Source organism: Micromonospora sp. CNZ322, from assembly GCF_007827755.1.
The window spans coordinates 76,897-90,764 of the sequence record NZ_VITD01000012.1; the positions used below are offsets into that span (position 1 = coordinate 76,897).

General features: G+C 69.9%; 12 protein-coding genes. 5 read left to right on the forward strand and 7 right to left on the reverse strand.

Annotation, left to right across the window (positions count from 1 at the left end; all coding sequences use genetic code 11):
- Window positions 1–44 precede the first annotated feature (44 nt).
- Window positions 45–2,330 (reverse strand): tetratricopeptide repeat protein, encoded by a 2,286-nt coding sequence (locus tag FB453_RS25100; protein ID WP_186718512.1) that lies wholly within the window; start codon window positions 2,328–2,330, stop codon window positions 45–47.
- A 144-nt stretch (window positions 2,331–2,474) separates the two neighbouring features.
- On the opposite strand from FB453_RS25100, the gene FB453_RS25105 reads away from it, so the two are divergent.
- Both FB453_RS25105 and FB453_RS25110 read left to right on the forward strand, forming a co-directional pair.
- A complete protein-coding gene (locus FB453_RS25105) occupies window positions 2,475–3,074 on the forward strand; it encodes a hypothetical protein (protein WP_145794100.1) in 600 nt (199 codons plus the stop codon).
- Window positions 3,075–3,241: 167 nt separating this feature from the next.
- Complete coding sequence (locus FB453_RS25110; protein WP_145794103.1) at window positions 3,242–4,507, forward strand: prolyl oligopeptidase family serine peptidase; 1,266 nt, start codon at window positions 3,242–3,244, stop codon at window positions 4,505–4,507.
- A gap of 58 nt (window positions 4,508–4,565) precedes the next feature.
- Here FB453_RS25110 and FB453_RS25115 read toward each other — a convergent pair whose 3' ends face one another.
- The 4 genes from FB453_RS25115 to FB453_RS25130 all read right to left on the reverse strand — a co-directional run bounded on the left by FB453_RS25115 (window position 4,566) and on the right by FB453_RS25130 (window position 8,896).
- Entirely contained in the window at window positions 4,566–5,087 is a 522-nt protein-coding gene (locus tag FB453_RS25115; protein ID WP_145794105.1) for a hypothetical protein, read from the reverse strand.
- Window positions 5,088–5,096: 9 nt separating this feature from the next.
- A complete protein-coding gene (locus tag FB453_RS25120; RefSeq protein WP_145794108.1) occupies window positions 5,097–5,606 on the reverse strand; it encodes a hypothetical protein in 510 nt (169 codons plus the stop codon).
- 54 nt (window positions 5,607–5,660) lie between these two features.
- On the reverse strand, window positions 5,661–7,319 hold the full coding sequence (locus FB453_RS25125; RefSeq protein ID WP_145794110.1) for an RICIN domain-containing protein: 1,659 nt from the start codon (window positions 7,317–7,319) through the stop codon (window positions 5,661–5,663).
- 62 nt (window positions 7,320–7,381) lie between these two features.
- Window positions 7,382–8,896: a family 43 glycosylhydrolase gene (locus FB453_RS25130; protein ID WP_486480437.1), complete on the reverse strand. Its 1,515-nt coding sequence runs from the start codon at window positions 8,894–8,896 to the stop codon at window positions 7,382–7,384.
- Window positions 8,897–9,155: 259 nt separating this feature from the next.
- Here FB453_RS25130 and FB453_RS25135 point away from each other — a divergent pair, with 259 nt between their 5' ends.
- The gene (locus FB453_RS25135; protein WP_145794112.1) at window positions 9,156–9,590 is read left to right on the forward strand and encodes a glutaredoxin domain-containing protein; all 435 of its coding nucleotides are present in this window, start codon (window positions 9,156–9,158) and stop codon (window positions 9,588–9,590) included.
- Between the two features lie 13 nt (window positions 9,591–9,603).
- Here FB453_RS25135 and FB453_RS25140 read toward each other — a convergent pair whose 3' ends face one another.
- The gene (locus FB453_RS25140; protein WP_145794114.1) at window positions 9,604–10,791 is read right to left on the reverse strand and encodes an amidohydrolase family protein; all 1,188 of its coding nucleotides are present in this window, start codon (window positions 10,789–10,791) and stop codon (window positions 9,604–9,606) included.
- Window positions 10,792–11,068: 277 nt separating this feature from the next.
- On the opposite strand from FB453_RS25140, the gene FB453_RS25145 reads away from it, so the two are divergent.
- Both FB453_RS25145 and FB453_RS25150 read left to right on the forward strand, forming a co-directional pair.
- A complete protein-coding gene (locus FB453_RS25145) occupies window positions 11,069–11,959 on the forward strand; it encodes a DUF1963 domain-containing protein (RefSeq protein WP_145794117.1) in 891 nt (296 codons plus the stop codon).
- A 102-nt stretch (window positions 11,960–12,061) separates the two neighbouring features.
- Window positions 12,062–13,015 carry a cyclase family protein gene (locus FB453_RS25150; RefSeq protein WP_186718514.1) on the forward strand — a complete coding sequence of 318 codons (954 nt, stop codon included), beginning with the start codon at window positions 12,062–12,064 and terminating at the stop codon, window positions 13,013–13,015.
- Here FB453_RS25150 and FB453_RS25155 read toward each other — a convergent pair.
- Entirely contained in the window at window positions 12,993–13,838 is an 846-nt protein-coding gene (locus tag FB453_RS25155) for a CPCC family cysteine-rich protein (RefSeq protein ID WP_145794119.1), read from the reverse strand. The genes FB453_RS25150 and FB453_RS25155 overlap by 23 nt on opposite strands.
- Between the last annotated feature and the right edge of the window lie 30 nt (window positions 13,839–13,868).

The window sequence follows — 13,868 nt, forward strand, 5'->3', positions numbered from 1 at the left end:
CCAAAGTACGACCCGGGTGGCCGGTCGCTGGGCGATGGTCTCGATTACGGCAGCTGGAGTTTGGCGCGGACGGCGGCGGCGTCCGGGTGGTTGAGGGCCGTGAAGATGTCCAGTGCCCGCTGCCAGTCGGCCTGACCGGAGGTGGGGTCGCCAAGGGCGTGCCAGGTGTCACCGAGCCGGCTGAGGGTGTCCGCCTCACCCCAGAGGTCGCCGAGGTCACGGGTCAGCTCGAGCGTGCGCTCGTAGCACTCCACGGCCCGGCCGTACTGGCCGAGGTGATGGTGTGCGAAGCCGAGGCTGTCCCAGGTCGCGGCCTCACCGGCGCGGTCGTCGAGCTGTTGGAGGAGTGCGAGGGCCTGCTCGCAGTACGCCAACGCCCCGAGGTGCTCGCCGAGCTGGGCAAGGCACCAGCCGACCGCGTTGAGCGCGTCGGCCTGGGCCCTGCGGTGACCCGCGGCCCGGGCCAGCACGAGGGTCCGCTCCGAGTGCTCAAGGGCCTTCCGCGGCTCACTCCGCCGGTCCCACAGCGAGGCGAGGTTCTGGTGCGTACGCGCCTCGCCCTCGGTGTCTCCAGCGCGGACGTACAGGTCGAGGGCCTGATCGAGGTGGCCCAGCGCGTCAGCGTACTGGTTGACCACGGTGTGGGCGCCGGCGAGGAACCGGTGCGCGACCGCCTGTGCGACCGGGTCGCCGAGGCGCTCGGCGGCGAGCAGGGCCGCCCGGCAGGTCTCGACGCGGTCGTGCCAGTGCCCCTGCCGGTCCAGGAACGTGTCGAGGGCCCGCCCCAGCCGCCAGGTGTGCGCGTCGAATCCGGCACCGGCGGCCTGCCGGAGCGCGGCGAGCAGGACCGGGTGTTCCGCGGTCAACCAGGCCATCGCCTCCGCGTGGGTGGTGGGCCGCTCAGGATGCACACCGGCCGCGGGTGGGGTCACGAGGTGGTCGACCGGGTCGCTGTGCGGGCGCAGCAGGGCGTCGGCCGTGTGGGTGGTGTGGGTGTAGTGGTCGAGAAGCCGAGTGGTGGCGGCCCGGCGGTCCGGCTCGGGATCGGTGCCGTCGCTGAGTTCGGCGGCGTACGCCCGCAACAGGTCGTGCGCCGTGAACCGGCCGGGCCGGTACTCGGCGAGCAGGTTCGCGCGGGTCAGCTCGGTCAGCGACCGGTGGGTTCCTTCCGCCGGAAGACCGGCCAGGCTCGCCGCCGCGGCCACCGTGATGTCCGGACCGGGGTGCAGGCCCAGCAGCCGGAACAGCCCGGCCGCCGGCGGGGCGAGCGCGGTGTACGACCAGGAGAACACCGCCCGTACCTCCCCGACGGCGTCGCCCGCGTCCAGTACGCCGAACCGCCGACCAGCCGTCCCCAGCTCGGTCGCGAGGGTGCCCAGCGGAAAGCCGGACTGCTGGACTCTCGCGGCGGCGATGCTCAACGCCAGCGGTAGCCGTGCGCAGGCGGCGATGATCGCCTCGGCGGCCTCCGGCTCGGCGGCCACCCGTTCGGCGCCGAGCCGATTGGTGAGTAGACGACTGGCCGCGTCGTGGCTGAGCAGGCCGAGCGGGATCGGGTGCGCGCAGTCCAGGCTGACCAGAGAGGTGAGCTGGTTGCGGCTCGTCACCAGGACCACGGTGGTGGATGTGCCGGGCAGCAGCGGACGGACCTGTTCGGCGTCGCGGGCGTTGTCCAGCACGATGAGGACCCGTTTGCCGGCCAGCGCGCTGCGGTACAGCGCGGCCTGGGCGTCGAGGTCGGCGGGCACCCGGGCGGCCGGCACCCCGAGAGCGTCCAGGAAGCCGTGCAGCACCTTCGCCGCGCTCAGCGCCTGCCCGCGCGGGTCGAAGCCGCGTAGGTTCACGTAGAGCTGACCGTCGTCGAACTGGTGCGCGACGCGATGCGCCCAGTGCACGGCCAGGGCGGTCTTGCCTACCCCGGCGGTGCCCGAGATGGCGGCGACCACGACGGCGGTGGGCGCGGCGACGAGCTTGTCGAGAAGGGCCAACTCGTCGTCACGGCCGGCGAGGCTGGCCACGTCGGCGGGCAACTGCCGAGGCACAAGCCGGTCGGGCGTGCGCGGCGCGCGGCGGCGGCTCTCCTCGATCCGGTCCCGGGCGGTGGCCAGCGCACCCTGCTCGGCCGGCGTGGCACCGAGGAGCCGGACCAGAGCGTCGAGCCGGTCGGTCGGCGGCAGCGTCTTCCCGGTGAGGTACTCCGCGATCGCGGTGTGCGACCAGCCGGTGCGGGCGGCCAACTCGCGATAGGTCAGCTCGCCGTCACCCTGCTGGCGTGCGTGCCTGCGTCGCAACGCCCGCAACAACCCGGCAAGGTCGTCGGACGTTCGCACCCCCGCAGCGTCCAGTGTCCCGCCCCCCGTCGGCAATCGACGTTCGTCAGTGTACGGCGGTGTACGGAATCCCGGCCAGAGGCTCGGCCCGTTCGGCGATCCTGCTCGGGTGCAGAGCGCACTGATCGAACCATTGGAGGTCATGTGTCCGTACATCTCAAGTCTCTGGTCCTGGCCCTGACCGTGCTCGCGGCGACGCTCACCGTCCCGGCGGCCGCCGCGTCGGCGGCGCCCGACGTGGCCATCTGCAGGACGAAGGCCGCCTGCGCCGACGGTGGCCTGCGCGCTACCCCGTCGGGCAGTTCGGCCCGCACCACCGGCGACATCACGACCAACGCGATCCCGGTGCCCACGCCGCCCGCGTTCCCTCCGGGCACCCCCTGCTACCGCGAGGAGGTCTCCGAGGCGGTCTACGAGACAGCCACCTACACCACCATCTACGAGTTGTACTTCCAGGCGAGCGTCTGCCTGTTCTCCAACGAGATCGTGCTGTACGGCCTGGACACGTCCCTCTCCTTCCCCAACGACGTGCAGGACCCCCGACTGACCTCGATGCGGTTCGTCGTGCGCGACCAGATCGTCAACTACAGCCCGACCGAGAAGGACGGCTACTCCGAGTTGTGGGTGACCTTCTGCCCCGACCCGGCGCAGCCGAGCGCCTGCCAGCGGTACCTGCACCGGCTGGGCCTGATGTTCAACCCCGCCTGGGTCTACCCGTTCTCCGTGTTCGAGCGCCTGAGCTGACCGTGCGGGCGATCCTCCTGCCGTGACTGATCAGGGCGTCTTCCGCGTAGCTCCATGACGTGGGGCGCCCTGATCACTCGTGCTCACACCGGTTGCCAGCGGATCTCCGCGGCGTTACGTTGAGATTCCATCGATGACCTTCTACATCACAAGGTACGGGGGACCGCATGTCCACGTCTGTCACTCGTCGCACCGTTCTGGCCGGTGGGGCCGGTGCCGCCATTGGCCTGGCCCTGCCCGGCACCGCCGCCCACGCCGGTGGACACCATCCCACCAGCGTGAGTTTCACCCTCGACGCGACAACGCTCGACGGCGGCGAGCAGGTCACCTCGGTCACCCTCGACACCCGCCGGCTCGGGCCGATCGACCCGGCCGGGCTGACCCCCGGCACGTTCAGCGTGCACGCCAAGGCCACCAGCCCGATCCCGATCGCTCCCGGGGACCAGATCTTCAGCGAGTACGACCTGGACCGTACGGTCACCGCGGCCCGTCTCGACCGGCACGGGAACATCGTGCTGGAGCTGAGCCACGCCGAGGGTCAACCCGGAGGTGGCACCCTCGGCTACATCCTGAGCAGGGGCCGCAACGTCCGGCTGGACCTCGTCTACACCATCACCCAGAACACCCCGATCGTCCGGCGCCGCGGCGCGCCGATCACCATCACACGCTTCGTGCCGGCAGGGCTGTCGAACCCCGAGGTGGACGCCTTCACCTACCACGTCTCGGGCTCGGGCCTGAAGTACCGGCTGTACTCGCCCGACCACTCGCCCCGGCACGGCCGGCGACCGCTGATCGTCTGGCTGCACGGTGGCGGCGAGGGGGCCTCGCTGCCGGACGACTACTACGACAACGAGACCACACTGCGCGCCAACCGGGGCGCGCTCGGCTTCGCCACCCCACAGGCTCAGCGGATCTTCTCCGGCGCGTACGTCGTCGCGCCGCAGAGCACCTCCTACTGGATGGAGGACGGCCCCCGGTTCGCCCCGCTGATCCGCGAGATCATTCAGGACCTCGTACGTCGCAAGCGTGTCGACCCCGACCGGATCTACGTGGTCGGTTGCAGCAACGGCGGCTACATGTCCCTGGAGATGACCACCACCTACCCCGACCTGTTCGCCGCGTCGGTGCCGATCTGCGGGGTCGTCCAGCCGCTCAGCGGCGAAGGCCCGCCGCTGATCACCGACGCCGAGTTGGCGGGGATTCGGACGCCGACCTGGCTGGTCACCTCACGCGACGACGACACGGTGCCACCTGAGACCAACACGATCCACGCCCACGACCTGATCCCGGGATCCCTGATCACTCTGTACGACCACGTCGTCTGGAACGGCTACCAGTTCCCCGGCCACTGGTCCTGGATCTATGTGGCCCGCAACGACCCGAGTCTCAACGGCACCCACATCTGGCAGTGGATGGCCCGCCGCCGTCGGTGATCTGCCGGCCGGGCTCGTGCCCGCGTGCGGCACCGATCGGATCGGCTCGCGTGGATCACTACTTGCGGCGTAGTTCCCGCAACACACCATGCCGGCGCAGGGCCCAGGCGAGGCGCCGGACGCTCGGGTGCCGCACGAACAGCACCGCCGTCCGGCGGATCAGGCCCAACCGGTCGTCGCTCAGCTGGTTCTCGATCGCCTGCCAGATCAGCTCGCGCACCTTGGCGCTGGCCAGCACCGCCCGCACCTCACGCCGCACCACAGGGTCCTCGGCCGCCGACGCGATGGCGGCAGCCTGACCCGGCCGGTCCGCCAGCGGCTCCACCGCGGCCGCGACGAGCGGCCTGCGTACCTCGTCCTGCTCCAGCAGCAGCAACACCGCTTCCCGGATCTCGACAGTGTCCAGGGCGGACCGCAGCAGGCTCAGCAGGCTGCGCTCCACCTCGTGGTCATGGTCCGGAACGGACAGGGTGGCCAGCAGCACCGCGACCTCATCAAGATCGACGACGTGTCGCACCCCGGAACGGAACTCCGGCAGCTCCCACGCGACCTGTAGAGCCTTGACGAGATTGCGGTTCATGGGCCATCGCTACCCGGAAGCGCCAGCCGGCGAAACCCCGACCTGGCGCCGGACGACCTGGATACCGGCGGTCGAGGTGGCCACCAGCGTCGCAGCTGCGGCGACCAGCAGCAGTGTGGTCTCCGCCAGGACACTGTGCATGTATTCGCCTCCGTTCGCGGTGGCCCGCAGGTACTGCACGGCTGCGATCAGGTTGAGGGGTGCGGCGATGAGCGCGCTAACCCACCACCTCGTCCTTGGCGCTGTGGGTGCGCCCGCTGGTCGCGCGCGGCGGGCCTGGATGACCCAGTTGGCGACGCTGGCCCAGGCGGTGAGCAGCGTCAGGAGCAGCAGACAGAATGTCGCTGTGGACAACTCACGAAGCGGCACGACGCTGTCGAAGATCTCCACTATGGCGGACCCGTCGTGGGTCACCACGCCGACGCGGCGCTCGTATGCCCCAAGAGCGACGAGGGTGTGGGTGACGTCGACGACCGTGAGTGCGACCAGGGCGGCCACGGCCGTGCGGGAGTTCGGCATCTGGCGACGATAGCCCTCGGGCGTGGCTTCTTGAGTCCCTCTGCCGATCGCCTCTCAGCACCACGTCAGGGTCGAGTTGACCCGGGTGACGTTGCTGATCGTGTTGTTCGCCCCACCGCAGGGGCTCTGGGTGATGTTGGTGCCGCTGACGGTCAGATTCTGGAACCGGATGCCGGAGGAGATCGGGAACTCGCTCCGGGCCGCGATCCTCACCTCACCACCGCCCGTCACCGTCCCGGACGCCCCGGCGATGGTGACGTTGTAGCAGTTCTCCACCAGGATCGCGTTGTTCCCCGTGTTAGAGATCGTCACCCGATCGATGACCGCGCCACCGGACTCGGACACGCAGAAGATCCCCCGACCACCGCCGGACGCGAGCACGGTTCCGACCCGGATGTTGGTCGGGTACGAGTTGCCCACCCGGCCGTTGCGGTTGGCCATCCGGAACGCCGCGTACCCGGTTCCGGTCCCGGCGCCCTGCGCGTCGACAGTGCCGATCGTGGCGTTGATCGTGTCGTTGAGCAGCAGGCCGGAGTCCCGGGTGTTGCGCGCCGTGACCGTGCCGATCGTCAGACCGTCCACGCCGTACGTCTCCACCCCGTGGCTGCCGGTTCCTGACACGTACACGGTGTCGATGCGAATGTTGCGCACCTTGACCGCTCGATCCCCACCGTGGTTGTCGATGCGCACGCCCAGACCGGCCGAGAGTCGCATGTCGATCTGCCCGAGGGTCAGGTTGTTCACGTTGCGCATGAAGATCCCGTACAACGGCGAACCGGTCAGCGTGAGGTTCTGCACCTCGACGTCAGTGGTTCCCCGCGAGTACACCGGTGCCTGGTCACCCGAGCCGGACCCGGTCACGTTGATCGTGCCGCAGACGGCCAGGGCCGTGTACGACGGCAGCGACAACCGCGAGCCCGCGCTCATCGAGCCGGAGCCGCGAACCACCACCCGCTGCTTCGACGTACGACCCGCCGAGAGCGAGTTGACCGCCGCCTGCATCGCCGACAGCATGTCCGAACCCGAGTAGACAGTCGACGAGCCGTTGCGGGCCGTCCAGGTGCTCCCGCTCAGTACGGCCTCGGCGTTGGTCGACCCGCTGCCACAGCCGGTGGTCGGTGGCGTGCTGCCGCCGCCGACCGCGACCAGCTGCCACTGCTGGTTCGGGCCGTTGAGGTCGGCGTACTGACTGATCCGGCCGCCGTCGGCCGTGGACCGCTCCCAGACCTCAAGTGCCTTCGCGGAGTGGCGGTTGATCAGCCGGACGTAGCCGCCGTCGGAGTCGAGAACCTGGAACTGCTGGTTGGTGCCGTTGACATCGGACCACTGGCGGTACTCGGCGCCGTCGGCGGTGTTCCACTCCCAGAGGTCGACGACCTTGCCGCTGTGCCGGGCCTTGAGGCGGTAGTAGCCGCTGCCGGAGGAAACGAACTGGAACTGTTGCCACGCGCCGTCGTTACGGGACCACTGCTGGATCACCGCGCCGTCTGCCGTCGAGGTGTCCCGGACGTCGAGGACCTTGCCGCTGTTGCGGTTGACCAGGACGTAGTAGGCGTTGGTGTCGATGCTCGCCGCCGCTGCGGGCGGTGCGCCGACCAGAGCGGCACCGGCCGCGCCGACCAGCGTGGTGATCATGGCGAACACCAGGCCCGTACGCCGGCCGCGACGGATCGACCCGCCGCCGGACGGTCTTCTGGTGATGCTGAAGGGCATCGCTCCTCCTGGCTGGAATGGGCTCCGGACGAACCTGGACGGGTATCGACGACCGCGGGCACCTACTCGAGGTGGAAGGTGGCCGAAGCGCGCTCGGCGCTCGAACTGACCGCCTCGATGTAGAGCAGTCCGTCGCGGTGGCGCACGTGGCGGCCCGGGAAGTTGTGCGACTCCAGTGAGATCCCGGCGCTGTCGGCGAGGCCGGCTTGACGACGGAAGCTCGCGTCGCCGCCAAACAGCGCCGAGCCGTCGTTCTTCTCCACGTACAGGGCGTAGCCCCGGTGGCGTAGGTAGTAACCGGGGAAGTTGGTCGACTCCAGCGACACCGATCCGCCGCCGGCGAGGCCGGTGACGATGCGGAACTGGGAGTCGGCCAGGTTGGTCACGTTCGGCTCGATCCGTGCCCGGTAGTCGTAGTGCCGGATGAAGCTGCTGGCCTGGTCATGGGACCGCAGCCGCACCGGTGTGGCCCCATCGGGCACCGGGATGCCGAAGTTCGGGGTGCCGTCGGCGTTCCAGTACACCTTCTGTAGCCGGGTGCGTCGGTTCGGGTCGTTGAGCGGATCGCCGGTGATGTCGCGGTAGTTCCGGTCGTGGTAGACGAGGATGTCGCTCTGCCCGTCCTCAGAGACGGTGAACGAGTTGTGGCCGGGGCCGTACTGGCCGGTGGCCGCGTTGCTGGCGAACACCGGGCTGGGGCTCTTGCTCCAGGAGGCGGCGTCGAGCAGGTTCGCGCTGGCGGAGGCGCTCAGCATCCCGAGGCAGTAGTTGGCGTCCGTGGCGCTGGCCGAATAGGTCAGGAAGATCCGGCCGTTTCGTTGGATCACCGCCGGTCCCTCGGCAACCCGGTAACCGCGGGTTTCCCAGTCGTACGTCGGCACGACGAGCCGGGTCACGGTCCCCGTGATCTGCCACGGGTTGACACCCATCCGGGCGAGGTAGACGTTGGAGTTGTTTCCGATCGACGGCTCCTGCTGTGCCCAGGTCAGATAGCGCACCCCGTTGGCGACGAAGGTCGAGGCGTCCAGGCTGAAGGTGTCCCAGGGTGTGGTGATCCGGCCGCGTTCCGTCCACGAACCCGTCAGCGGATTCGCGTTGGCGTTCTCCAACACGTACATCCGGATCCGCCACACGTCGTCGGTGCGGCCCGCGGCGAAATAGACGTACCACCTGTTGTTTATGAAGTGGATCTCCGGCGCCCAGATGTGGGCGCCCATCTCTCCGCTGGTATGGCGGCTCCAGATCGTCGTCTCCGCGGCCGTGGCCAACCCTTGCAGGGTGGTCGCCCGGCGCAGCACGATCCGGTCGTACTGCGGCACCGTCGCGGTCAGGTAGTAGTAGCCGTCGGTGTGCCGGAAGATGTGCGGGTCGGCCCGCTGGTTCACCAACGGGTTGGTGTAGTTGACGGCCGGTGCGGCGTGCGCCGGCGCGGCCATGGGCAGGCCGGCCGAGACGGCCAGCACCACCAGCACCGCGGCCAGCGTCGACCGCAGACGCCGAGGGACATCGTGGCCGGCAGGCCCCCGGCGGACGGCCCGACGGGTGTTCGGGTCGGTTCGAGGGAATGGCAGCGGCATGTGTCCTCCGCGAGATTGGAAACGGCCATTGACCAGGACCTTTAGCGCCGCGGCGGTGCCGTGGCCGGTCCGGTCGACGCCCCGCGGCGACGTCGGGCAGGACCGGGGGAGAGGCGTGAAGGGCTGGGAATGTGACGGTGGCGTTGCTGCCAGGTGGCGGAGTTCATGTTGGCGTTAACATCGACACATGTCAAGGTGTGAGGGCCGCCGACCTGGCCGGAACAGCGGCCATCGCGTACCTGGAGGTAGGGTCCTCGGCGTGCTGCGACGGTGGGTTCTGGCGGTCCTGATGGCGACGTGCGGCGTGCTGGTGGCGGTGACGCAACTGGCCGCCGGTCTGCCCGTCGTCGGCGGCGTCGAGTTGGTGGTCTTCCTGGCGTTGGCGCTGCTGCTGTCGCCGTTGGCCTTTCCCCGCTCGATGGGCGCCGCCGAGGCGCAGCGGGCCAGCGCGGTGGACGGCCGGCCGATCGTGTACTGGCGTCCCGGCTGTCATTACTGCCTGAGGCTCCGGTTCTCCCTCGGCCGGCTCGCCCGGCGGGCGCACTGGGTGGACATCTGGCGCGACCCGGCCGCTGCCGCCGCCGTCCGGGCGGTGGCCGGCGGCAACGAGACAGTGCCCACCGTCGTGCTCGGCGATCAGGCTGTCGTGAACCCCGACCGTGCCTGGTTCCGTGAGCAGCTCCGCTCGTCCTGACCCTGCGACACCCTTATCTCACGAGGTCACCGGCGAGGTATACCGCGAGCGGGCGGTGCAGCACCCTGATGTCGCTCGTCGGGTCGCCGTCCACGATCAACAGGTCGGCCTCGAACCCGGGGCGGACCCGACCCTTGCGTCGCCCCAGGCCACACACCTCGGCGCCGACCGACGTGGCCGCGGCGAGGGCGACGGTGGCGGAAATGCCGCAGACCACGTACTCGACGAGTGTCTCGGGCAGGATCCCGTGCGGCTTCGCGGGGCCGAGGCCCGCGTCCGAACCGGCCACCAGGCGGACCCCGGCCCGGTGCAGGGTGGCAACGCCGTCGCGCAGCGCGGCCTCGCTGAGCCCGGCCCGCGCCGCCATCTTCACCACCTCGGGTGGCGTGACCACGGCCGGGTCGGTGCCGAGCGTGGCACAAACCGCCACCCCCGACGCGGCCAGTCGGTCCGCGAGCTCAGCGGGAACACGGGCGCCGGCCGCGGTGACGCAGGTGCAGTGCTCGATGCCGTCCACACCGACGCGCAGCGCCTGCTCGACCGCGCTGAGCGCGTGCGCGTGCGCAGTCACCGGCAGGCCCAGATCGTGGGCCTGCGTCAGTGCGGCGGTCAGTTCCTCGTCGGTGAACTGCGGCCTCGTGGTGTCGGTGCCCGGGGTGAACACCCCGCCGCTGGCCATGACCTTCACCAGATCGGCACCGGCCGCCACCCGCAGACGTACGGCCTCGCGGATCCCGTCGACACCGCTCGCCTCACCCCCCAACGACCAGCAGTGCCCGCCGACGCTGGTGAGGGGTGCGCCCGACCCCACCACCGTCGGAAGGTCGTTCGGTACCCGCCGATCCCGCCAACGAAGCACCGCGTCGCGCCGGTCGCCCAGGTCCCGGACCATCGTGACGCCGGCCGCCAGGTGCGTACGTAGCGACGCCTCGACGACCGCGTCGAGGTCCGACTCGGGACGATCGGCGAGCCGGCCGAGCGCGTCGGGCCCGGCGTCGGCGCACAGGTGCACGTGCGCGTCGACCAGGCCGGGCAGCAGCGTGCCGTTCGGCTCCTCGCGCACCGGCCAGCCTTCCGGCGCCTCGGCGCTACCCCGGTGCACCTCGGCGATGCGCCCCTCGTCGAGCAGGACCAGCACCCCGCCGTCCACGCGCCGTTCGCCGTCGAACATCCCGGCCACCCGGACAGCATGCTTCGTCATCGTCACCCCAACCCCGCCCCGCTCGGCCAGTGCTGTCACGACCAACGCCCGCGATGCCCTCGTCCGCTGGCGGCCACCGGTCACGGTCTGACCATCGCACCACCGCAGGGTGCACAGCCTCCCTCGGCAGAGCGATGTCTCTTCCCCCTGCCGGGTTAGCGGCCCGCTGACACATTCCTGCCCGAGGACGGGATGTTCCTCGCAACAATGCCGACAGGGCGAGCCGTCCGGCCGCCCGGTGTTCTCGCGTCGTACCTCGATGGCATCATGCGGGGCCATGGATCATCAAGGGCAGCTTCGCCGTGCCGCGCTCGCGCTGGGCATTCCGGACGACGAGATCAACAGGTTCACCGACCACCTGCGTCTGTCCGTCCGGTTGGGCGGGGGGTCCGGCGGTGCCCCGGTCGGGCAGTTCGGTGGGTTGCCGCGACTGCCGGTGGGCACCGACTGGCCGACCGCCGGAGCCAGTCCGTTGCCGTTCATCTTCTCCGTCGACTGTGCGGCGCTGCCGAGAGTCGACGGCTTCGGCCTGCCGGCAGATGGCTCGCTGCTCTTCTTCCTGGCCCACGAGGAGGACCACCTGGCCGGTGGCACTGGAGACCGGAGATACGCGCGGGTCGTGTACGTACCGGCCCACACCGATACCGAGGTAGCGGAAGAACCCGGCATCCCCAATGTCGTCGGCGAGCAGTACGACCTCCACGCCAGGCTCGGCGCGGAGCTGCACCCTTGGATCGCGACGCACGACGACGATGAGGACGACGAGGACGAGGACGACCTGTCGCCGTTCCAGCAGCAGTTGGCCCGTGACCTGGAGCGCGACCTGCCGCATCTGGAGGAGCTCCGGGCGCTGGCCGACGACCTCTGGCCGCCCGATGAAGGGCTTGCCAGCGCCGATATCGGCGGGTATGCCGACGACGAGGTGCTCAGGAGTATCGCGGAGCAGACCCTGGCCTGGCGGGAGAAGGCTGGCGAGATCGTCGTCCCGGTGGCGCAGTGGTATTCCCAGCTGGAAAAGGAGAAGCACCGGCTGACGAGCGAGTGGGTCTCGCTCGCCCGTTTTTCCCTCGCCGACGAGTTCTACTACGGCAGCTTCGTCATCCGCCACGACGACCTCGCCGCCGGTCGGCTGGACGAGGCGCTCTCCGTGACCGAGTTCAGTGAGTAGAACAGCCGCGGCCGCGCTGCCTGCGGTCGTCCGTCGATCAAGCGGCGGACTACCCTGACCTGCGGTGCCTCGAACCGCGTGACCAGAGGAGTCGATGCTGACATGACGGCAGGACGACCGGTGCCGACCCAGAACGAGGTGCTCGGGTACTTCGACACTCTGTCCAACTGGGGGCGGTGGGGCGACGACGACGAGCGCGGAACGCTGAACCACATCACCGACGCCGTCCGGCTCGCGGCGGCGGGGGCGGTGCGGCACGGCAGGAGCGTGTCCTGCGCGTGGGAGGTCTCCGTACCGGCAGACATGGAGCGGTCGACGACGACGTGCCCGTGCACCGCCGACATGCCGGGCGCGGAGAACATGCCGCCCGCCTTCCACGCCGACCGGCGCTGGGGCTTCTCGTCCGAACGGCTTGGCATCTCGTTCCACGGCAACACCGTCACCCACCTCGACTCGCCGTGTCACATCTACTGGGACGGCACGATGTACAACGGGCGGTCACACTCGTTGGTCGACGCCGCGACGGGCTCGGCGTGGGCGGCCGTCACGGCGGCCGCGAACGGGATCATCACCCGTGGTGTATTGCTGGACGTCGCCGCGGCCCGCGGTGTGCAGTGGCTGGAGCCGGGGGAGGGCGTGTACCCCGACGATCTCGAGGAGGCCGAGCGTCGCCAGGGTGTGCAGGTGCGACCCGGCGACGCGGTACTCCTGCGAACCGGCTATGGCCGCTTCCGGCACGAGAACGGTGCGGACAGCGGCTTCACGCAGGCCGGCTGGCACGCGTCCTGCCTTCCCTGGCTGCACGAACGGGGGGTGGCGCTGATCGGGGCTGACACCCCACAGGACGTTCAGCCGTCGGGGTACGACGACGTGTTGATGCCGGTCCACGCCGTGAGTCTCGTTGCGATGGGTCTGTGGATGCTCGACAACTGCGACCTGGAGGCCTGCGCGACGACGGCTGCCGAACTCGGCCAGTGGGACTTTCACCTGGCGGTCGCACCGGTCCGCTTCGCCGGCACGTCCGGCAGCCCGGTCAACCCGATCGCCACGTTCTGACCGGGGGCGCTGCCTCTGCCGGCGCATTGTTGCCAGACCATCGTGTGATGATCGAAGCGGTGATGTAGTAGCCGCCTTGGCTGTTCATGGTCGCCACGTGGAGACCCACCGAGGTCAGCGTGATTTGCAGCAGGTGAGCCTCCCAGTGCTGGTAGCGGAGGTCCCGCAGCCACACTTCTTCGAGTTCCGCTGCGACCTGGTGCGGCGATGCGGCTTGTTCGGCGAGGCAGTGGGCGGTCAGTTGACGGGCAGGGTCCGCGCTGCTGGACACGGTCACCTGCCGGATCGATCGGCAGCGCCAGAGGTAGTGGTCGAAGTCGACCGCCATGCCGGAGAGGTTGTCAGGGTCGGCAGGCGGCGTCGCGTCGGCGACAGCACGCACGGCAGCGACGAACTCGGTGACCCGACTGTCGCCGTCGTCGCCGTAGGTGAGGGCACTGGGTGTGACGTCCTCCCACCAGGCTCTCGCGGTGCGGCGCCGCCACCAGTACAGGACCGTCCGATCGGCGGGCCAAGGGGCCAGGCTCCCGCCGCGTGGCTCAAACCGGTCGCGGCGATCATCGATGCGCCGCCAGAGGGGCTCCCGCTCGAAATCGGCTACGTCGGCGCGGGTCTGCGTACCGGCATCGGGGCTGGACACGGACGGAGTGACGCTCCGCTGGGCATCGACCAGTGAGCGTTCGTTCATGCCGCCCGCCCGATACGGCCAGCGGAGTTGGTAGACGTCGTCCTCCCACCCGCACACGGGACAGATCTCATGAGATCCCGGTGGGTCCGAGAGGGTGCGATATCCGCAGCACACACAGGGGTACGCGGGCTCCATGCCGCTGATCGTGCACCAGGAATACCGTCG